The sequence below is a fragment of the Brevundimonas sp. AC546 genome (assembly GCF_979258305.1).
The window spans coordinates 264,086-283,099 of sequence record NZ_OZ409849.1 but is presented as its reverse complement, the minus strand read 5'-3'; the positions used below and the strand labels follow the sequence as shown (position 1 = coordinate 283,099).

Below are 19,014 nucleotides of genomic sequence, written 5' to 3'. Positions count from 1 at the left end.
TAAGCAACGTGACCTAACGTCAAGTCGGGGGTCGGCCAGGGCGCGACAGATCGTCCCCCGTGGCGCCGACTGCACGACCGCACTAGAAGACCGCCCATGACCATATTGATCGCGATCACGGGGGGCTCCGGCTCCGGCAAGAGCACCTTGGCGGAGGCGCTGGTTTCGGCCCTGCCCCAGGGATCGGCGGTGCTGGTTCGCGAGGACAGCTATTACCGCGATGCCGCCTCCCTGCCCGGCTTCGACGCCGCGACCTTCGACTTCGACGATGTGACGGCGCGCGATCACGACCTGATGATCGCGGACCTGAAGGAATTGAAGGCCGGGCGCGCGGTGACGGCGCCGGTCTATTCCTTCATCCACCACGGACGCGAGCCGGGCGGCGAGCCCATCGCGGCGGCCGAGGTGGTGATCGTCGAGGGCACCCACGTTCTCTGCACCCCCGACCTGACCGCCCTGTTCGACATCCGGGTGTTCGTGGACACCCCGTCCGACATCCGCTTCATCCGCCGCCTGCTGCGCGACCAGACCGAGCGGGGCCGGTCGGCGGATTCGGTCGTGGCGCAATATCTGGCCACCGTGCGGCCGGGCCACGAGCGCCTGACCGAACCGTCGCGCACCCACGCCGACTTCATCGTCGCCGACGCCACGGCGGCCGTGCGCCTGGAAGACCCACAGGCCGTGGTGCGTCTCGCCGCGCCGGTCCTGGCCCATCCGCTGCTGCAGGCATTGTTGGACGACTAACGAAAGAGATCCCCGACCCGGAATTCTCCGGGTCGAAGCGCGGCACGCTCTACTGGCGGATGGCCATTGAGAGCCCTGATGCGCGCGCGTTCGGCGGCCTCGGCCCGTTTCTCGACCAAGATGGCGTCCAGTCGGATGTATTCGATTTCCAGTTGAGCACGGAGCCGTTCGTCCTCGGCCTCCTCCTCGGGCGTCTGTCTATAAGGCGGCGGCAGGCCGCGACCGGGTTTGGGACGGCGAGGTTTTGGGCGGGCCATGCGGGTCTCCAGACAAAATTGATCGTCCTCGCGCTTTCGCAGCGAAGTTATTGGAGGGCTGGGCGGAGCGCCGGGCCTTCGCCCGGAGTGTGATTAGAGATTACCGTTTCGACGAAGGGTGCGACGCTCCGCGCGGGTGGTTGGCCTGCAAGCTCGGGGCGTCGAGCGGTGGCGGTCTTATCGCCTAACCCCATAAGCCTGCGACGGGTCGGCAGTCCCTGCGAGGACTGTCCCGAGTGCGATCGAGTATCCCCCTCGACCCTCCGACGGCGTGTCGCCACCGGCGCGGAGGGATTTCACCCCCGCTCCCGTTCCATCCGCTCCCGCCGCCGCAAGGTCGCAGGCCAAGCGAGCCCTCCGATGCGACGGGACGGGTGTATTATGGGGCGGTTTGACCCAGTGGGCAGGAGAACGGGGACATAAATCGGCAAGCAGCTGAAATCTTTAGAGATGAACCAGCGTCATCGTGATGGCTGATCATCGTCTCCTCCCCATTTCATGGGGAGGTGGCGCGGCGCGTCTTCAGCGCCGTGACGGAGGGGCTCTGCGACACATCGCAAGCGCCTGTGGGACTTCGAGAGCCCCTCCACCGCTTCGCGGTCCCCCTCCCCACACGTGGGGAGGAGACGATGTGCGCCGACGTCTTAAATCAGCCCCGCCAACGGCGACGAGGGGTCCGCGTACATCCGCTTCGGCATCCGGCCGGCCAGATAGGCGTCGCGGCCGGCGATGACGGCGTGTTTCATGGCGCGGGCCATGCGGATGGGGTCCTTGGCGCCGGCGATGGCGGTGTTCATCAGGACGGCGTCGCAGCCCAGTTCCATGGCAAGGGTCGCGTCGGAGGCCGTGCCCACGCCGGCGTCGACCAGGACCGGCACCTTGGCCTGTTCGACGATCAGGCGGACATTGATGGGGTTCTGGATGCCCAGGCCCGAGCCGATGGGGGCGGCGGCGGGCATGATGGCGGCGGCGCCGGCGTCTTCCAGCCGCTTGGCCATGACGACGTCGTCGGTGCAATAGACCATGACGTCGAACCCGTCCTTGATCAGCAGGTCCAGCGCCCGCAGCGTCTCGATCATGTCGGGATACAGGTGGGCGGTGTTGGACAGCACCTCCAGCTTCACCAGGCTCCAGCCGCCGGCCTCGCGCGCCAGGCGCAGGGTGCGGACCGCGTCCTCGCCGGTGAAACAGCCGGCGGTGTTGGGCAGGAAGGTGAAGCGATCCGGCTTCACATAATCGACCAGCATCGGCTGGTTCGGATCGGTCAGGTTCACGCGGCGCACGGCCACGGTCACGATCTCGGCGCCCGCAGCCTCGGCGGCGGCGGCGTTCTGGGCGTAGTCGGCGTATTTGCCGGTGCCGACGATCAGTCGCGAGGTGAAGGTGCGGCCGGCGACGGACCAGGTTTCGGAGGCTGTATCGGTCATGGGTGGTGACCTAAGCCTCTGGCCGCCGATGTCAAAGGCTGGATCGATCACGCCGCGTTGCGAGAATGCGCCGGGTGGACTAAACTAAGTGGACTAAGTTCATAGGAGCGACGTCATGGAGACGGTCAACATCCACCAGGCCAAGACGCATCTGTCCCGCCTGATAGAGAGGGCGGCCAAGGGTGAGTCCTTCATCATCGCCAAGGCCGGCAAGCCGATGGTTAAGGTGACGGCGATTGAGGAGGCTGCGCCAGTGGACACCTCGCGCCGGTTTGGATTCATGCGGGGCGAAATTCAGGTGCCTGATGACTTCGACACGATGGGCAAAGCCGAGATCGAGGCGATGTTCTACGGCGATGGAGTGCATGAGGACGGCCCCAGCCGATGAGGTTGCTGATCGATACGCATCTGCTGCTGTGGGCGTCGGAGAACCGGGCGCGCCTTCCCGTTGAAGCCGCCAGTCTGATGGCCGATCCGGATAACGATCTGATCTTCAGCGCCGTCAATATATGGGAGATCGTCGTCAAGCGTGGACTGAATCGTGCCGACTTCGGTGTTGATCCCCTCGCCTTCCGCCGCCGGTTGCTGGCGGCAAGTTACGAAGAGATTCCAGTGACCAGCCTGCATACTCTGGAACTGAGCGGACTGCCCTTGATCCATCGCGACCCTTTTGATCGCCTGCTCATCGCTCAGGCCATCGCCGAAGGCGCTCGTCTTGTCACCGCAGACAGTCAGATCGCCTTCTATCCTGGCCCGATCATCAAGGTCTGATCAGCCACCGCCGACGAACTGGACCAGTTCGATGCGGTCGCCTTGGGCGACGGGGGTGGCGGCGTGCAGGGACTTGGGCACGATCTCCAGATTGCGTTCGACGGCGACCTTGCGGGGGTCCAGCGACAGTTCCTCGACCAGAGCCAGAATGGTGGCGGCCTGGACCTGGCGGGGTTCGCCGTTGAGATGGATCTGGTGCACGCGTCTGGTCTCCGGGCGCTAAGAGGCGGATCTCAGATAGAGGCTGGCGCCACGCGACGCCAGACGGCGTACGGACTCAGCCGGCCTCGAACAGAAAGGCGCCGATCGCCACGGCCACGGCGACGAAGGCCGCAACGACGGATCTGATCACGATCTTGGCGTCCTGGCGCATCCTCCGCGCTCCTTCAGCCCTGTCCCGATCAGGGACGAATGAGACGAGGAATGCGAAATTTGCGCCATCCACGGTGACTGACCTTGCGTAAGGTTCGATGCGGCGACCGTTTGACCCAGGCTCCGCGTCGGCTAAAAGGCCCCTCTTGTGCTGAATCTCGCCAGCGCGATTCCCGGAAACGATTTTCTTCGCCCCATGTCCGACACGCCCGTCATTCATGTGCTGAACGGCCCCAATCTGAACCTGCTGGGGGTTCGGGAGCCGGACATCTATGGCCGCGACACCCTGGCGGACATCGAACAGCGCTGCGTCAAGGCGGCGAACGGCGCGACGGTCGTGTTCCGCCAGACCAACCACGAGGGCGTTCTAGTGGACTGGATCCAGGAAGCCCGCGAAGGCGTGGACGCCCTGATCATCAATCCGGCGGCCTATGGGCATACGTCGGTGGCGCTGCACGATGCGCTGAAGATGCTGTCGATCCCGGTGATCGAACTGCATCTGTCCAATCCGGCGGCGCGTGAGGCGTTTCGCCATCACTCCTATGTGTCGTCCGCGGCGACCGGCGTCATCGCCGGCTTCGGCGCAGCAGGCTATGAACTGGCCGTCCAGGCGGCTCTCACCAAGGTTCGGGAACGCGGCTGAGGCCCGTCCCGTTTACTCAAGACCACGAAAGACAAGGCGCACTCCAATGGCCGATGACAAGAAACACGCCGAAATCGACGCCGCCCTGGTTCGCCAGCTGGCCGACATCCTGAACGAGACCGACCTGACGGAAGTCGAAGTCGAGCGCGGCGACCTGCGCATCCGGGTCGCTCGCGAGATCACCGTCAACGCCGCCCCGGTGCAATACGCCGCCGCCCCGGCGCCGGTCGCTGCGCCCGCTGCTGGCGCCCCGGCCTCCATGCCGTCGGACCCGGCGACCATCGTCGCCCGTGCGGGCGAAGAGGTGAAGTCGCCGATGGTGGGCACCGTCTATCTGCAGGCCTCGCCGGAAGCCCCGGCCTTCTGCCAGCCGGGAGACAAGGTCAAGAAGGGCCAGACCCTGCTGATCGTCGAGGCGATGAAGACCATGAACCCGATCCAGTCCCCGCGCGACGGCGTCGTGGCGGACATTCTGGTCGGCGACGCACAGCCGGTCGAATTCGGCGAGCCGCTCGTCCTGCTGGAAGCCTAAGGCGCCCTGATGTTCACCAAGGTTCTGATCGCCAACCGCGGCGAGATCGCGCTGCGCATTCACCGGGCGTGCAAGGAGATGGGCATCTCCACCGTCGCCGTTCACTCCGAAGCCGACCGGGGCGCCATGTGGGTGCGGCTGGCGGACGAGAGCGTCTGCATCGGCCCGGCCTCCGCCGCCAAATCGTATCTGAACATCCCGTCGATCATCGCGGCCGCCGAGATCACCGGCGCCCAGGCGATCCACCCCGGCTATGGCTTCCTGTCGGAAAACGCCCGTTTCGCCGAGATCGTCGAAGCCCACGGCATGACCTTCATCGGTCCCAAGCCCGAACATATCCGGGTCATGGGCGACAAGATCAGCGCCAAACAGACGGTCATGGACGCCGGCATCCCGGTCGTTCCGGGCTCCAAGGGCGAGGTCGAGACCGTCGAGGCCGCCATCGAGGCGTCCAAGGCCATCGGCTTTCCCCTGATCGTCAAGGCGGCGGCGGGCGGCGGCGGACGCGGCATGAAGGTCGCCCTGACGCCTGACGACCTGGTCGAGGCGGTTCAGACCGCCCAGTCCGAGGCCAAGGCCGCCTTCGGCAACGGCGCCGTCTATATGGAGCGCTATCTCCAGAAGCCGCGCCACATCGAGATCCAGGTCATCGCCGACAGCCACGGCAATGTCGTCCACCTGGGCGAACGCGACTGCTCGCTGCAACGTCGTCACCAGAAGGTGCTGGAAGAGGCCCCCTCGCCCGCCCTGTCGGCCGAGGGTCGCAAGCAGATCGGCGAGACGGTCAACAAGGCCATCGCCGCCATCGGCTATCTGGGCGTCGGCACCATTGAGTTTCTGTGGGAGGACGGCGAGTTCTTCTTCATCGAGATGAACACCCGCCTGCAGGTCGAACACCCGGTCACCGAAATGATCACCGGCGTCGACCTGGTGCGCGAACAGGTGCGGATTGCCGCCGGCCTGCCGCTGTCCTTCACGCAAGAGGACATCGAGTTCAAAGGCCACGCCATCGAGGTACGGATCAACGCCGAGAACCCGGAGACCTTCACCCCGTCGCCGGGCAAGATCACCGACTTCCACGCCCCCGGCGGCCTGGGCGTCCGTCTGGATAGCGCCATCTACGCCGGCTATTCGATCCCGCCCTATTACGACAGCCTGATCGGCAAGCTGATCGTCCACGGTCGCGACCGTGAAGAGGCCATCGCCCGCCTGAAGCGGTCGTTGAACGAGATCGTCATCGGCGGCGTCGACACCACCATCCCCCTGTTCCAGAAGCTGTTGCAGGAGCCCGACATCCTGTCCGGCGATTATGACATCCACTGGCTGGAGAAGTGGGCTGCGCGCCAAAAGGGCGACAGCGCCTGACGCCTGGCTGAAACAAGAGGAACCGGCCCATGCGCATCGCGGTCTTTGCGACCAAGGCCTATGATCGCCGGTTCCTCGATCTCGCCAACGCCGACTTCGGCCATGAGTTGACCTGGTTCGAACCGCGCCTGGACGCAGCGACGGCGCCGTTGGCCGCGGGATTCGATGCGGTCTGCGTCTTTGTCAACGACAGGCTGGACGCCGCCACACTGACGCTGCTGGCGCAGGGCGGGGTGCGGGTCGTGGCGTTGCGGTGCGCCGGCTACAACAATGTCGATCTGCGCGCGGCCGAGGCGCTGGGCCTGACGGTCATCCGCGTGCCGGCCTATTCGCCCGAGGCGGTGTCCGAGTTCACCCTGGGCCTGCTGCTGGCGATGGATCGCAACATTCCCCGCGCCTCCGCCCGCGTGCGCGAGAACAACTTCGCGCTGGACGGCCTGATCGGCCGCAACCTGTCGGGACGCACCGCCGGGGTCGTCGGCACGGGCCGGATCGGCGCCTTGGTCGCGCGGGCGCTGAGGCTGGGTTTCGGCTGTGACGTCCTGGCGCATGACGTTGTCGAGGACGCCGAACTGGCGAAGATCGGCGTGCGCTATGTGGATCGCGAGACCTTGCTGCGTCAGTCCGACATCATCACCCTGCACTGCCCGCTGACGCCGGAGACGCGTCATCTGATCGACGCAGCGGCCCTGGCCATGGCCCGGCCGCGCGTGATGATCGTCAACACCAGTCGGGGCGCCCTGATCGACACCCAGGCCCTGATCGACGCGCTGAAAAGCCGACGCGTCGGCGGCGTCGCCCTGGACGTCTATGAACAGGAAGGCGATCTGTTCTTCGAGGACCTGTCGAACGAGATCGTTCAGGACGACGTGTTCCAGCGCTTGCTGACCTTCCCAAACGTCCTGATCACCGGACACCAGGCCTTCCTGACCGAGGAAGCTTTGACGGCCATCGCCGTCACGACCCTGTCGGGCCTGAGCGAGATCGAGGCCGGGCGCGTCCCCGAAAATCGCGTGACCCCAGACCAGATTCGCCCCGCCGCATGACCGAACCCGATTTCAGCGCCAGCGGCCCGTTCGGCGGTTTTGGCCCCGAGGACCTGCTGGCCTGTTACGCGCGCGGGGTGTTTCCGATGGCCGAGGCGCGTGACGATCCGCGCGTCTTCATCATCGAGCCGGAGCAGCGCGGCGTCGTGCCGCTGGACGCCTTTCACATCCCGTCGCGCCTGCGTCGCACCGTGAGGGGCGAGCCGTTCGAGGTGCGGGTCGATACCGCCTTCGAGGCGGTTCTGGACGGCTGTGCGGCGGCGCAGGGGCCGGATCGCGAGGACACCTGGATCAACGGGCCGATCCGGCGGCTGTATGCGGCCTTGTTCGCCATGGGGTTCGTCCACTCCATCGAATGCTGGCGAAACGAACGGCTGGTCGGCGGTCTGTATGGCGTTTCGCTGGGCGGGGCCTTCTTCGGCGAGAGCATGTTCAGCCGCGAGCGGGATGCGTCCAAGGTCGCGCTGGTGCATCTGGTCGCACGGTTGAGGAAGGGCGGCTGGACCCTGTTGGACGCACAGTTCCTGACCGACCATCTGAGCCAGTTCGGCGCGGTGGAGACGCCACAGGCGGAATATCTGGACCGGCTGGCCCCTGCCCTGTCCGTCAGGCCGGATCAGGCGGCGTTGCGTGCGCCCCTGACCGGCGCCGAGGCGGTGGCCCTGGCCACGGCATGACGGCGACCGTCTGATCTGTCCGGACACGATTTCCGGCCTGTCCCGACAGGTTCGGATTGGCGTCGGCGGCGGGTCTGGCGGTCAATGGCGGCATGACCCAGACCGCACCCCAAGCGCCGCCCCGCTCGACCGTCCTGCGCGAAGTGCGAGAGATCGCACTCACGCTCGCCATCGCCCTGATCGTGGCGACAGCGCTCCGCATCCTGCTGTTCCAACCCTTCACCATTCCCTCGTCGTCGATGGAGCCGGGACTGGTGACCGGCGACTATATCGTCGTGTCCAAATACGCCTACGGATGGAGCACGGCGTCGCTGCCGTTTTCGCCGCCGATCTCGCGGGGGCGGGTGATGGCGCGCGAGCCCCGGCTCGGGGACGTGGTGGTGTTCCGCCTGCCGCGCGATCCGAAACAGACGTGGATCAAGCGGGTCGTGGGCCTGCCCGGCGACACGGTTCAGGTGCGCGGCGGCGTGGTTTTCGTCAATAGCGACGCGGTGCGCCAGACCCGGCTGGATGTCGTCGCCGACCATGACGCGCGCCAGCGCCGGGTGCAGCAGGTGCGCGAGACCCTGGCCGACGGGCGGACCTATGTCACCTATGACGGCGGGCCGGACCTGCCGGGCGACGACACGCCCCTGCGCCGCGTGCCGCCGGGCCAGTATCTGATGATGGGCGACAACCGCGACAACTCTCTGGACAGCCGCTGGCCGGTCGAGGTCGGGGTCGGCCTGCTGCCCGCCGAGAACATCGTCGGTCGGGCCGAGATCGTCATGGCGTCATGGAAGCCGGGTGCGGGCCTGTTCAAGCCCTGGACCTGGCTGAACCTTCAGTGGGACCGGTTTTTGGTTCGGATTAGGTAGGTCGGAATACAGCCGTCCCAACAAGTTCCGTCACCCTCGGGCTCGTCCCGAGGGCCCACCGTTGACCTCACTCGGGCGCTAGATGTTGGAACGCGCTGCCTGAATGCCGATCCACCGCATCTGCATCTGCCGTAGGCCCTCGGGACGAACCCGAGGGCGACGGATAATGAGGTGGGACCTAACGCGCGCGATATTCGTCGAAGCTGACGACGCCGTCGTGATTGCGGTCCATCCGGTCGAAGGCGGCGCGGCTGGGCGGCGAAGATTGCGCCAACGACGGCGCGGCCACGGCGCCCAGGGCCAGGCCGGCGACGGCGGCGGCCAGCAGCGGACGCCAGCTTAGGCGGGGCGAACGTCGCGTCGAAGACGTCTGGCTCAGTTCGGCGTCGATGAAGCGGCGGATGGCGTCGCTGGCGGTGCGGCCCTCGGCGCGGCAGCGGGCCATGAAGGCGGCCTTGGTCGCATGCGGCAGTCGGATCTCGACCGTTTCGCTTTTCTTGAGCGGCTTGTCGCGATCCATCCTCAGCCTCCTCGCGGCGTGAAAGGTCAGTTCTTACAGCCCACAATCCAGGCGTCGTAATAGGGGTTCTGGATGCCGCTGACGGAGGGCGACGAGGCGAACATCCAGCCGCGGAAGATCTGGCGGGGCGAGGCCTGCTGGCCGCGCGGCTGAAGCGACACGTCGATATAGGCGATGGCGTCCTCGGTCAGCTCGTCCGGGGTCGTCACCTCGCAGGCGCGGGCGGCGAAGATCAGGTTGCGGTTGAAGCGGACGGGCCGACCGCCGACCTCGACCTCGAACTTCATGGACTCGGCCGTGACCTTGTCGATGGCCTGGATGACCGCGAACTTGCGGCGCTGGCGACGAGCCGGGGTGTCGGGCTGGTCGATGGCCTTGGTCGCGACGGGTTTCTCTGCAGCGACCTCCTGCTCGGCCTTTTCCTCGACCGCGGCGTCTTCGGCGATGATGATGGTCGGGGGCGGCGTCACGGCGACGGGCGAGCGGGGCGCCGGCGCGCCGGCAGGCGGGGTCTCGGCCGGCACGGGAGGCTGGCTCGGCGTGGTGCGCAGGATGTCGCCGATCGGATCCTGGACCGGGCGGGCGTCGCGCGGCGCGTCCTGAAGCACGCTGGCAGTGACCGCGCCTGCGCTCAGCACGCCCGCGACGGCAGCTGCGCCCAACAGGATGCGGCGCGTTTTCACTCGGGCGTCCAGGCCTGATAGTCGCCGGTCGCGGCCGGACGCTTGGCCTCGTTGGCCAGCGAGCCGGGCGGACGCCATGCCAGGGGCGTGCCGGTCATATTGGGCATATGATCCTTTTCCCAGACGCGACGCGGCAGAGGCTGCTCAGTCGGGGGCAGGTCGAAGGTGTAGTGCAGCCAACCGTGCCAGTCGGGCGTCACCTTGGAGGCCTCGGCATAGCCGTCATAGATGACCCAGCGACGCTTGCGGCCGTCGTAGCTGACATTGTCGCGGCTCTCGAAATAGCGATTGCCGTTCTCGTCCTGGCCGACGAAGCGACCGCGCTTGGCGATGGTGAAGCGGGTGCCGATCGTGGCGCCCTCCCACCAGCCGAAAATCTTGCTCAACACGTCGTGGAATCCAACCGTAAGGGGTCGCCGAAAAGGGAGGCGGCGTCTGGCGCGGATCATAGAAACCCGCGCCCCCTTCGTCCAGCGTTCAGAAGGGTCAGGTCGAATCGATATCTTGTGGGCAACATGGCCTGAGCACACCAGATGTATTGGCGAAGGGGCGCGCGACCGCCTAGGCTGGGCAGAACCTTTCGGAGAGACGCCGCCATGCGCTTTCAATCCGGCTTCGCCATTCGCGCTGAACGAGTCGCGATGGAGACCCGCGCCGTCGAACGCCCCGCCAGCGTGCAACAGGTGCTGGCGCCTGCGGGCTGGTCCGACGCCCAGATCGAGGCCTGGCTGGACTGGGTGGATGCGGCGGGGTTCGCAACACCGATGTCCGGCGACTGGCTGAACGGCGGCGTCGACGCCTGGGCCGAGCGGCTGGCGGCGACGGGCGTGGCCGAAGGGGTATTCGCCGACCGCATCGAGGCCGCCGCGTTCGCGGGCGAGCTGTCGGGCGCGTTCAAGCTGGGCCTGGCGGCGCCGGCGGGATCGGGGCCGGTCGCGGCCGGTATCGTCGATCTGAACGATCCCGGCGCGGGCGCCAATCTGAGGACACACAGCGGCAAGCGGGCTGCGGCGCGCCTGGGCGCCCAGGCGGCGCAGGCCCTGGCCGAGGCTCTGGCGGGGGTGGCTGATGCGGTGGACCGTTGCGAAGGACCGCGCGGCGACTGCGGCGATCCCTCGCGCAATCCGGCGCTCGGCCGTGCGGCGGCGCTGGCGCGACGCTGCGGGGCCAGCGACGCAGACATTCTCAGAGCCATCGACGGCGAACGGCCCGCCATGGCGCTGGAGCCAATGGTCGAGGGCGCGCCGCTGGTCGCCCTGGCGGACCGGACGCAGATCGCGGCGGGCGCGCCGGAGGCCCTGCTCGCGGCGGAAGCGGCGCTGGACGGCGGGCTGATCGTCGCCTTCGATCCGCGCGATGCTGAGACCGCGACGGCGTCTGCGAGCCGGGCCGTCATCGACCTGGGCGCCGTGCTGGCGCTGGGCGGCGACGCGGCGGCCGATTTGACGGCCCTGGCACGGTTGCTGACGGTGGCGCTAGACCTTCAGGCGGCGACGCTGGACGTGATGGCCCTTGGGCTGGACGGGTTGCTGGAGGCCCTGGCGGCGGACAATGACCGCACGGCTCGGGCGCAGGCGTTCGCGGGACTGATCGCGGCGACGGCGGCGCAGACTTCGGCCGAATTGGCGAGCGTGCGCGGTCCTTGCCCCGACTGGGACGACCTGAAGGGCGCCGCCGCCGAGACCATAAGCGCGCGGCGCGACGTGCTGAAAGGGCTGACAGAACCGCTCGCCGCCGTGGCGTCGCAAGCTCTGGCGGTCGCGCCCAAGGCGCGGCGGCACTCGGCCATCGGCCTGTTCGTCGACGATGCAGAGGCGCGGCTGCGGCTGGGCTTGGGGCGGATCGGGGCGGTCAATGTATTCCAGACGGCGGACGACGAGATCGGTCGCCGGCTGCACCCTGCCCTGGCGGCGGCGCTGACGGCGGCGGGCGGCGATGTCGAGGCGGCGGAGCGGTGGACGTTCGGGCGCCGCACCCTGGTCGAGGCGCCGGGCATCGACCATGCGTCGCTGCGCGCGCTGGGCTTCACCGACATCGAACTGGCCGCCATCGAGAACGCCCTGGCCTGGGCCGAGGATTTCGACACCGTGTTCGCCGCCCCCGTCCTGGACCCCGGCTTCATCCGCGACGTGCTGGGCGTCGAGGACGGCGACGGTCTGCTGCTGACCCTGCTGGGCGTGTCCGAAGAAGCCGAAACGGCGGCGGCGCGCTGGGTTTTCGGTCATGGCGACCTGAGCGATTGGCCCGAGGCGCCCGCGTCCGTCGCCGCCCTGCTGGCCGATCCGACGGGCGCCGTGGCGGACCTGCGGCGCGCCACCGAGCCGTTCAGCGACACCCCGGACATCGCTGTCGAACCGATGGACTGGCGCGCCACGCCAGCCCAAGCCGCGAGACTGCTGAGCCAGGGCGCATTGGACGGCCGTCGCGCCATCCGGCTGGCCCGCGCCGCGCCGCCGGCCGGTCCGCTGCTGTCATTGCCGAACATCGATGCGACGCGTGCCGAGCCTGTGCGCGACGCCCCCCGCCCCGCGCCGACGGAACGGGTTGTCGAACGCGTGATCGAGCGCGAACGGGCGCGCCGCAAACTGCCCGACCGGCGCAAGGGCTATATCCAGAAGGCCGCCGTCGGGGGCCACAAGGTCTATATCCACACCGGCGAATATGAAGACGGCGAGCTGGGCGAGATCTTCATCGACATGCACAAGGAAGGCGCCGCCTTCCGCAGCCTGATGAACAACTTCGCCATCGCCATCTCCATCGGCCTGCAATACGGCGTGCCGCTGGACGAGTTCGTGGACGCCTTCGTCTTCACCCGGTTCGAGCCGGCCGGGCGCGTCACCGGCAACAACTCCATCAAGTCGGCGACCTCGATCCTGGACTATATCTTCCGCGAACTGGGCGTTTCCTATCTGGACCGCGACGAACTGGCCAACGCCGGGACGGACGACCTCAATGCCGATGGTTTGGGCGATGGAAAGCCCGACGCCAACGCGGCCGTGCCCGCCGCCCGGTTCATCTCCAAGGGGTTCGCGCGCGGATCGGCGCCCGACAATCTGGTCGTCCTGCCCTTCGGCAAGAAGACAGAGCCCGAGCCGCGTCACATCGCCGACAGCGAGGCGGTCGCCTGCCCCGCATGCGGCGACTTCAGCCTGCAGCAACGCGGCGCCGCCTGGGTCTGCGACACGTGCGGGGCGGCGCCGGCGCTCAAGGGCGGCGATCAGGGGTAGGTTAAGGGTTATGGCCTAGGGTTTGCTGCAAGACGATCAAACGTCGGAGCCCAGTCCATGAAACGCACACTCTCCCTCGGCCTGATCGCCGCCCTGCTGGCCGTTGCCGCACCCGCCCTGGCCCAGAACGCGAGCCAGATCGCCAGCGTGAAGCGCGGCGCCGCCTGCCCCGGCTGCAACCTGTTCCAGGGCGACTTTTCCGGCCTGGAGGCGCGAGGCCTGAACCTGTCGGGTGCGCGGCTGCGTCAGGCGGACCTGAGCCTGAGCGTCATGAACCGCACGCGGTTTTCCAACACCGACATGCGCGACGTCGAGGGCTATGGCGGCGTCTTCTCCGGCTCGAACTTCTCGCGCGCCAACCTGACCAACGCCAGTTTCGTGGGCGCCTATCTGGAGGGCGCAAGCTTCGCCGGCGCGACCCTGACGGGCGTGAACCTGTCGGGCGCCCAACTGACCCGGGCGACCGGCCTTACGCAAAGCCAGCTGAACCAGGCATGCGGCGACGGCTCCACGATCCTGCCGCGCGGGCTTCGCATTCCCGCCTGCTGAATGGCGCCGACCTTGCGCAGAGTTCATGATGTTACCTCGATTTAAGTAGGTGCAGCAGGGGTTTCGAGGCATTCAGGTCTCGTGAAACAGATCGCTGAACATATCCGGTTCCGACCTTCCCTGGCCCTGCTGGCCCTAGGCGCGGCGCTCGTCGCCTCTCCCGCCTTCGCCGGGGTCGAGATGTCGATGCAGGACCGCGACGTGGCCCGTTCGGTGTCGCTGGGCGGATCGTGCAACCGCTGCGAACTGTCGGGCCGCAACCTTTCGGGCGCCACCTTCACCGGCGCCAGCTTCATGAACGCCACTCTGGTCGGGGCCAATCTGCGCGGCGCCGAGATGATGGGCTCCAACTTCACCGGCAGCGACTTCAGCCGCGCCAATCTGTCGGGCGTCGAGATCGTCGGCGCCAACTTCACCTCGGCCAACTTCACCAGCGCCGTTCTGGTCGGGGCCGAGGCGCAGGGGTCGTCCTTCGTTCGCGCCAACCTGAGCCGCGCCGACCTGTCAGGCGGCGAGATGCACGGGGTGAACTTCAACGGCGCGACCCTGGCGGGGACCAACTTCTCCAACAGCGAACTGTTCGGGGCGACGATCACCAATGTCCGCGCGGCCGGCGCCAACTTCTCCAACGCCGAGGTCAACGCCTCCAACCTGTCGGGCGGCGACTTCTCGAACGCAGACTTCTCGAACGCCAGCCTGGACGGAGCGCGACTGAGCGGCGGAACCTTCTCCCGGGCCAATTTCAGCAACGCCTCCCTGCGCCGCACCGACATCCGGGGGGCCGACATGTCAAACGCGCGCGGCCTGACCCAGGACCAGATCAGTGAGGCCTGCGGCGACGGCTCGACCCGCCTGCCCGGTCGCCTGACTGCTCAGGCCTGCCGCAGCAGCTCGATCCGCATCATCCGCTCGCCGCCCGCCCCTCCGGCGCCGCCGCGCGTGCGCAACTTCGTCAACGCCGGGAACTGAACGGCGCGCCGCCAAGGCTAACGCGGGCGACGTTTCCCAAACTCCCCACCTCCCCTTCCCTCTCACATAGGGAGAGGGCTTGAGCGCACGGCGGCGCAGCCGTCGTCCTGGCGCGAAAGGGTGAGGGGTTACGCTATGCGACGCCGTTCACACCGTAACCTCTCATCCGGCTCTGCGAGCCACCTTCTCCCCATGGGAAAAGGGAAGTGACGCATGTCCCACAGCAAAACGGCCCCCGGATCACTCCGAGGGCCGCTCTGTTACGCTTACTGTTCGGCCCTAAGGCCGGATCGTGTGTCGACTACTCGACGATCTTGGCGACGACGCCGGCGCCGACGGTGCGGCCGCCTTCACGGATGGCGAAGCGCAGGCCCTGGTCCATGGCGATCGGGGTGATCAGTTCGACGTTCAGCTCGGCGTTGTCGCCGGGCATGATCATTTCGACGCCTTCCTTCAGGTGAACGATGCCGGTCACGTCCGTCGTGCGGAAGTAGAACTGCGGGCGATAGTTCGTGAAGAACGGCGTGTGACGACCGCCTTCTTCCTTGGTCAGGATGTAGGCTTCGGCCAGGAACTTGGTGTGCGGGGTGATGGAGCCCGGCTTGCACAGCACTTGGCCGCGCTCGACGTCTTCACGCTTGGTGCCGCGCAGCAGGACGCCGACGTTGTCGCCGGCTTGACCCTGGTCCAGCAGCTTGCGGAACATTTCAACGCCCGTGCAGGTCGTCTTCTGGACCGGACGGATGCCGACGATCTCGACTTCCTCACCGACCTTGACGATACCCTTCTCGACGCGACCCGTGACCACGGTGCCGCGGCCCGAGATCGAGAACACGTCTTCGACCGGCATCAGGAAGGGCAGGTCGACCGGACGTTCCGGCTGCGGGATGTAGGCGTCGACGGTTTCCATCAGGGCCAGAACGCGCTCTTCGCCGATTTCCGGGTTCACGCCGTCGGTCGCGGCCTTGGCCGAGCCCTTGGTGATCGGAATGTCGTCGCCGGGGAACTGGTACGACGAAAGCAGCTCGCGCACTTCCATCTCGACCAGCTCGAGCAGTTCTTCGTCGTCGACCAGGTCGACCTTGTTCATGAAGACCACCAGGGCCGGCACGCCGACCTGACGGGCCAGCAGGATGTGCTCGCGGGTCTGCGGCATCGGGCCGTCGGCGGCCGAAACCACCAGGATCGCGCCGTCCATCTGAGCGGCGCCGGTGATCATGTTCTTCACATAGTCGGCGTGGCCGGGGCAGTCGACGTGCGCATAGTGACGGTTGGCCGTCTCATATTCCACGTGCGCCGTGTTGATCGTGATGCCGCGAGCCTTCTCTTCCGGCGCAGCGTCGATGTCCGCATAGGCCATGGCCTTCGCGCCGCCGGCCTTCGCCAGCGTCATCGTGATCGCAGCCGTCAACGTCGTCTTGCCATGGTCAACGTGACCAATCGTGCCGATGTTGCAGTGCGGCTTGTTCCGTTCGAACTTTTCCTTGGCCATTTTCTAGCTCCTAAGGTCCCCGAACCGGGGTTCCTGCAGTTTGGGGGTTAAGGACGCCCGGTCCTTACGGTCCGGGCGCATATAGGTCCGCTTTCCGAAAAGTGAAAGCTTAGGCGTACTTCTTGATCACTTCGTCGGCGACGTGTTGCGGCACCGGCTCGTAGTGATCGTATTGCATCGTGAACTGGGCGCGGCCCTGCGACATGCCGCGCAGCGTGTTCACATAGCCGAACATGTTGGCCAGCGGCACGAAGGCGTTCACGACGGTGGCGTTGCCGCGCATGTCCTGACCCTGGATCATGCCGCGACGACCGTTCAGGTCGCCGATGACCGAGCCGAGGTATTCCTCGGGGGTCACGACCTCGACCGCCATGATCGGCTCGAGCAGCTTCGGAGCGCCCTTTTCCTTCAGTTCGCGGAAGGCGGCGCGCGATGCGATTTCGAACGCCAGCACGCTGGAGTCGACGTCGTGGTACTTGCCGTCCGTCAGGGTCGCCTTGAAGTCGATCAGCGGGAAGCCCGCCAGCAGACCCGAATCCTTGATGGAGTTCAGGCCCTTTTCGACGCCGGGGATGTATTCCTTGGGCACGGCGCCGCCGACGATCGAGTTCTCGAACACGAAGCCCGAGCCCGGCTCGCCGGGTTCGAAGGTCAGCATGACGCGGGCGAACTGGCCCGTACCGCCGGTCTGCTTCTTGTGAGTGTAGTCGATGTCGACCTTGCGGCCCAGCGATTCACGATAGGCGACCTGCGGCGCGCCGATGGTGGCCTCGACCTTGTAGGTGCGCTTCAGGATGTCGATCTTGATGTCCAGGTGAAGCTCGCCCATGCCCTTCAGGATCGTCTGGCCCGACTCGTGGTCGGTCGAGACGGTGAAGGACGGATCTTCCGAAGCCAGCTTGGCCAGGGCGACGCCCAGCTTCTCCTGGTCGGCCTTGGTCTTGGGCTCGACCGAGATCTCGATGACCGGGGCCGGGAATTCCATCTTCTCGAGGATGACGGGCGACTTCAGCGGATCGCACAGGGTGTCGCCGGTGCGGGTGTCCTTCAGGCCGGCCAGAGCGACGATGTCGCCGGCGTAGGCTTCCTTGACGTCTTCACGGTTGTTGGAGTGCATCTGCAGCATCCGGCCGACGCGCTCTTTCTTGTCGCGGCTGGAATTCAGCAGGCTCATGCCCGTTTCCATCTTGCCCGAATACAGGCGGCAGAAGGTCAGCGAACCGACGAAGGGGTCGTCCATGATCTTGAAGGCCAGGACCGACAGGGGCTCGTCGTCCGACGCCTTGCGGACGACGGGCTCTTCCGTCTTGAAGTCGATGCCCGGCGTCGGCGGGATGTCCAGCGGCGACGGCAGGTAGTCGACGACGGCGTCCAGCAGCGTCTGCACGCCCTTGTTCTTGAAGGCCGAGCCGCACAGGATCGGATAGAAGGCGCCGGTCAGCACGGCCTTGCGGATGCACTTCTTAAGCACTTCAACCGAAGGCTCGGTGCCTTCGAGGTAAGCTTCCATCGCCTCGTCGTCCAGCTCGACGGCGTTGTCGATCAGGTACTGGCGGGCTTCGTTGGCCTTGTCGACCAGATCAGCCGGGATCTCGCCGACGGTGAAGTTGGCGCCCAGGGCGTCGTTGTCCCAGACGACCGAACGCATTTCGACGATGTCGACCAGGCCGGTCAGCGAGGACTCAGCGCCGATCGGGAACTGGATCGGCACGGCCTTGGCGCCCAGGCGGTCGCGGATCGACTGGACCGAGGCGTCGAAGTCGGCGCCGATCTTGTCCATCTTGTTGACGAAGACGATGCGCGGCACCGAATATTTGTCGGCCTGACGCCAGACGGTTTCGGTCTGCGGCTCGACGCCGGCGTTGCCGTCCAGCACCGTCACGGCGCCGTCGAGCACGCGCAGCGAACGCTCGACTTCAATGGTGAAGTCCACGTGGCCCGGGGTGTCGATGATGTTGAGGCGCTTTTCTTTCCAGAAAGCGGTCGTCGCGGCGGACGTGATCGTGATGCCGCGCTCCTGCTCCTGGTCCATCCAGTCCATGGTCGCGGCGCCGTCGTGGACTTCGCCGATCTTATGGTTCTTGCCGGTGTAATACAGGATCCGCTCGGTCGTCGTCGTCTTGCCCGCGTCGATGTGGGCCATGATGCCGAAGTTGCGGTAGTCCTTGAGCGCGTGCGTACGTGCCATGAAAGCGTGCCTTGCCAAGAATTTCGGGCGCCGCCGGCGCCCTTTGGGAATGTTTTCAGGACGCGGACGGCGCCCTCAGGAAGTCTGTCTGTGCGGATAAGCGAGCGCGGGCGATTTAGCTCAAACCGCCCGCGCCGGATAGTCTTAGATAGTGACCGCAGTTGGCGCTTTTAAGACGCTTACCAGCGATAGTGGCTGAAGGCGCGGTTGGCTTCGGCCATCTTGTGGGTGTCTTCGCGCTTCTTGACCGCAGTGCCGCGGTTGTTCGAGGCGTCCAGCAGCTCTGCGGCCAGCTTTTCCGTCATGGTGTTCTCGCCACGCTTGCGCGCAGCATTGACCAGCCAGCGGATCGCCAGGGCGCGACGGCGCTCGGGGCGGACTTCGACGGGCACCTGATAGGTGGCGCCGCCGACGCGACGCGAACGGACTTCGACCGACGGTGCGACGTTGTCCAGAGCGGCGTGGAAGGTCGCGACCGGCTCTTGGTCTTTCTTCTTGTCGGCCAGGATATCGAAGGCGCCATAGACGATGTTTTCGGCGACGGCCTTCTTACCTTCGTACATGACGTAGTTCATGAACTTGGTGACGATCAGGTCCCCGAACTTGGGATCCGGCAGAACTTCACGCTTCTGGGCGCGGTGACGACGCGACATAGGTTATTCCTTGCAGTGCCCGGCGCACGCCGGGAAAATCTC

At 66.6% G+C, this 19,014-nt stretch carries 20 protein-coding genes; 12 read left to right on the top strand and 8 right to left on the bottom strand.

The window, feature by feature from the left end; translation table 11 throughout:
- The first annotated feature begins 96 nt into the window (after positions 1-96).
- Complete coding sequence (gene udk / locus ACZZZD_RS01445; RefSeq protein WP_463431974.1) at positions 97-744, top strand: uridine kinase; 648 nt, start codon at positions 97-99, stop codon at positions 742-744.
- A gap of 901 nt (positions 745-1,645) precedes the next feature.
- On the opposite strand, the gene ACZZZD_RS01440 is transcribed toward udk, so the two are convergent.
- On the bottom strand, positions 1,646-2,428 hold the full coding sequence (locus ACZZZD_RS01440; protein ID WP_463431972.1) for a thiazole synthase: 783 nt from the start codon (positions 2,426-2,428) through the stop codon (positions 1,646-1,648).
- A gap of 115 nt (positions 2,429-2,543) precedes the next feature.
- Between ACZZZD_RS01440 and ACZZZD_RS01435 the strand changes: the two genes are divergently transcribed.
- Complete coding sequence (locus ACZZZD_RS01435) at positions 2,544-2,816, top strand: type II toxin-antitoxin system Phd/YefM family antitoxin (RefSeq protein WP_463431970.1); 273 nt, start codon at positions 2,544-2,546, stop codon at positions 2,814-2,816.
- On the top strand, positions 2,813-3,199 hold the full coding sequence (locus tag ACZZZD_RS01430; RefSeq protein WP_463431968.1) for a type II toxin-antitoxin system VapC family toxin: 387 nt from the start codon (positions 2,813-2,815) through the stop codon (positions 3,197-3,199). The genes ACZZZD_RS01435 and ACZZZD_RS01430 overlap by 4 nt, the downstream gene beginning before the upstream one ends.
- On the opposite strand, the gene thiS is transcribed toward ACZZZD_RS01430, so the two are convergent.
- Positions 3,200-3,400 (bottom strand): sulfur carrier protein ThiS, encoded by a 201-nt coding sequence (gene thiS, locus ACZZZD_RS01425; RefSeq protein ID WP_135193027.1) that lies wholly within the window; start codon positions 3,398-3,400, stop codon positions 3,200-3,202.
- Between the two features lie 367 nt (positions 3,401-3,767).
- Here thiS and aroQ point away from each other — a divergent pair, with 367 nt between their 5' ends.
- The 6 genes from aroQ to lepB all read left to right on the top strand — a co-directional run bounded on the left by aroQ (position 3,768) and on the right by lepB (position 8,691).
- On the top strand, positions 3,768-4,214 hold the full coding sequence (aroQ, locus tag ACZZZD_RS01420) for a type II 3-dehydroquinate dehydratase (RefSeq protein WP_463431966.1): 447 nt from the start codon (positions 3,768-3,770) through the stop codon (positions 4,212-4,214).
- A 46-nt stretch (positions 4,215-4,260) separates the two neighbouring features.
- Entirely contained in the window at positions 4,261-4,746 is a 486-nt protein-coding gene (gene accB / locus ACZZZD_RS01415; RefSeq protein WP_463431964.1) for an acetyl-CoA carboxylase biotin carboxyl carrier protein, read from the top strand.
- Between the two features lie 9 nt (positions 4,747-4,755).
- Positions 4,756-6,111 (top strand): acetyl-CoA carboxylase biotin carboxylase subunit, encoded by a 1,356-nt coding sequence (accC, locus tag ACZZZD_RS01410; protein ID WP_463431962.1) that lies wholly within the window; start codon positions 4,756-4,758, stop codon positions 6,109-6,111.
- Between the two features lie 29 nt (positions 6,112-6,140).
- Positions 6,141-7,157, top strand: coding sequence for a 2-hydroxyacid dehydrogenase (locus ACZZZD_RS01405; RefSeq protein WP_463431960.1), 1,017 nt, complete (start codon positions 6,141-6,143; stop codon positions 7,155-7,157).
- A complete protein-coding gene (aat, locus tag ACZZZD_RS01400) occupies positions 7,154-7,834 on the top strand; it encodes a leucyl/phenylalanyl-tRNA--protein transferase (protein ID WP_463431958.1) in 681 nt (226 codons plus the stop codon). Before ACZZZD_RS01405 ends, aat begins: the two co-directional genes overlap by 4 nt.
- 92 nt (positions 7,835-7,926) lie before the next feature.
- Positions 7,927-8,691 carry a signal peptidase I gene (gene lepB / locus ACZZZD_RS01395; protein WP_463431956.1) on the top strand — a complete coding sequence of 255 codons (765 nt, stop codon included), beginning with the start codon at positions 7,927-7,929 and terminating at the stop codon, positions 8,689-8,691.
- A gap of 178 nt (positions 8,692-8,869) precedes the next feature.
- Here lepB and ACZZZD_RS01390 read toward each other — a convergent pair whose 3' ends face one another.
- Genes ACZZZD_RS01390 through ACZZZD_RS01380 form a run of 3 tightly spaced genes read right to left on the bottom strand, consistent with a single transcriptional unit; the run spans position 8,870 to position 10,283 of the window.
- Positions 8,870-9,211: an EF-hand domain-containing protein gene (locus ACZZZD_RS01390; RefSeq protein WP_463431954.1), complete on the bottom strand. Its 342-nt coding sequence runs from the start codon at positions 9,209-9,211 to the stop codon at positions 8,870-8,872.
- A gap of 26 nt (positions 9,212-9,237) precedes the next feature.
- Entirely contained in the window at positions 9,238-9,894 is a 657-nt protein-coding gene (locus tag ACZZZD_RS01385; protein ID WP_463431952.1) for a DUF2155 domain-containing protein, read from the bottom strand.
- Positions 9,891-10,283, bottom strand: coding sequence for an NADH:ubiquinone oxidoreductase subunit NDUFA12 (locus ACZZZD_RS01380; RefSeq protein ID WP_428154832.1), 393 nt, complete (start codon positions 10,281-10,283; stop codon positions 9,891-9,893). Before ACZZZD_RS01380 ends, ACZZZD_RS01385 begins: the two co-directional genes overlap by 4 nt.
- Before the next feature lie 207 nt (positions 10,284-10,490).
- Here ACZZZD_RS01380 and ACZZZD_RS01375 point away from each other — a divergent pair, with 207 nt between their 5' ends.
- The 3 genes from ACZZZD_RS01375 to ACZZZD_RS01365 all read left to right on the top strand — a co-directional run bounded on the left by ACZZZD_RS01375 (position 10,491) and on the right by ACZZZD_RS01365 (position 14,639).
- Positions 10,491-13,121 carry a TSCPD domain-containing protein gene (locus ACZZZD_RS01375; protein ID WP_463431948.1) on the top strand — a complete coding sequence of 877 codons (2,631 nt, stop codon included), beginning with the start codon at positions 10,491-10,493 and terminating at the stop codon, positions 13,119-13,121.
- Positions 13,122-13,178: 57 nt separating this feature from the next.
- Positions 13,179-13,670, top strand: a complete 492-nt coding sequence (locus ACZZZD_RS01370) for a pentapeptide repeat-containing protein (protein ID WP_463431946.1) — start codon at positions 13,179-13,181, stop codon at positions 13,668-13,670.
- 81 nt (positions 13,671-13,751) lie between these two features.
- Positions 13,752-14,639 (top strand): pentapeptide repeat-containing protein, encoded by an 888-nt coding sequence (locus ACZZZD_RS01365; protein WP_463431944.1) that lies wholly within the window; start codon positions 13,752-13,754, stop codon positions 14,637-14,639.
- A gap of 301 nt (positions 14,640-14,940) precedes the next feature.
- On the opposite strand, the gene tuf is transcribed toward ACZZZD_RS01365, so the two are convergent.
- From tuf to rpsG, 3 genes are all read right to left on the bottom strand, one after another.
- Positions 14,941-16,131: an elongation factor Tu gene (gene tuf, locus ACZZZD_RS01360; RefSeq protein ID WP_159844820.1), complete on the bottom strand. Its 1,191-nt coding sequence runs from the start codon at positions 16,129-16,131 to the stop codon at positions 14,941-14,943.
- Positions 16,132-16,240: 109 nt separating this feature from the next.
- Positions 16,241-18,319 carry an elongation factor G gene (fusA, locus tag ACZZZD_RS01355; protein ID WP_463431941.1) on the bottom strand — a complete coding sequence of 693 codons (2,079 nt, stop codon included), beginning with the start codon at positions 18,317-18,319 and terminating at the stop codon, positions 16,241-16,243.
- Positions 18,320-18,498: 179 nt separating this feature from the next.
- Complete coding sequence (rpsG, locus tag ACZZZD_RS01350) at positions 18,499-18,972, bottom strand: 30S ribosomal protein S7 (RefSeq protein ID WP_135195309.1); 474 nt, start codon at positions 18,970-18,972, stop codon at positions 18,499-18,501.
- Between the last annotated feature and the right edge of the window lie 42 nt (positions 18,973-19,014).

Excerpts from the sequence above, each read along its gene's own strand:
- udk (WP_463431974.1), top strand. The coding sequence starts at position 97 with ATGACCATATTGATCGCGATCACGGGGGGCTCCGGCTCCGGCAAGAGC.
- ACZZZD_RS01440 (WP_463431972.1), bottom strand. The coding sequence starts at position 2,428 with ATGACCGATACAGCCTCCGAAACCTGGTCCGTCGCCGGCCGCACCTTC.
- ACZZZD_RS01435 (WP_463431970.1), top strand. The coding sequence starts at position 2,544 with ATGGAGACGGTCAACATCCACCAGGCCAAGACGCATCTGTCCCGCCTG.
- ACZZZD_RS01430 (WP_463431968.1), top strand. The coding sequence starts at position 2,813 with ATGAGGTTGCTGATCGATACGCATCTGCTGCTGTGGGCGTCGGAGAAC.
- aroQ (WP_463431966.1), top strand. The coding sequence starts at position 3,768 with ATGTCCGACACGCCCGTCATTCATGTGCTGAACGGCCCCAATCTGAAC.
- accB (WP_463431964.1), top strand. The coding sequence starts at position 4,261 with ATGGCCGATGACAAGAAACACGCCGAAATCGACGCCGCCCTGGTTCGC.
- accC (WP_463431962.1), top strand. The coding sequence starts at position 4,756 with ATGTTCACCAAGGTTCTGATCGCCAACCGCGGCGAGATCGCGCTGCGC.
- ACZZZD_RS01405 (WP_463431960.1), top strand. The coding sequence starts at position 6,141 with ATGCGCATCGCGGTCTTTGCGACCAAGGCCTATGATCGCCGGTTCCTC.
- aat (WP_463431958.1), top strand. The coding sequence starts at position 7,154 with ATGACCGAACCCGATTTCAGCGCCAGCGGCCCGTTCGGCGGTTTTGGC.
- lepB (WP_463431956.1), top strand. The coding sequence starts at position 7,927 with ATGACCCAGACCGCACCCCAAGCGCCGCCCCGCTCGACCGTCCTGCGC.
- ACZZZD_RS01390 (WP_463431954.1), bottom strand. The coding sequence starts at position 9,211 with ATGGATCGCGACAAGCCGCTCAAGAAAAGCGAAACGGTCGAGATCCGA.
- ACZZZD_RS01375 (WP_463431948.1), top strand. The coding sequence starts at position 10,491 with ATGCGCTTTCAATCCGGCTTCGCCATTCGCGCTGAACGAGTCGCGATG.
- ACZZZD_RS01370 (WP_463431946.1), top strand. The coding sequence starts at position 13,179 with ATGAAACGCACACTCTCCCTCGGCCTGATCGCCGCCCTGCTGGCCGTT.
- tuf (WP_159844820.1), bottom strand. The coding sequence starts at position 16,131 with ATGGCCAAGGAAAAGTTCGAACGGAACAAGCCGCACTGCAACATCGGC.
- fusA (WP_463431941.1), bottom strand. The coding sequence starts at position 18,319 with ATGGCACGTACGCACGCGCTCAAGGACTACCGCAACTTCGGCATCATG.
- rpsG (WP_135195309.1), bottom strand. The coding sequence starts at position 18,972 with ATGTCGCGTCGTCACCGCGCCCAGAAGCGTGAAGTTCTGCCGGATCCC.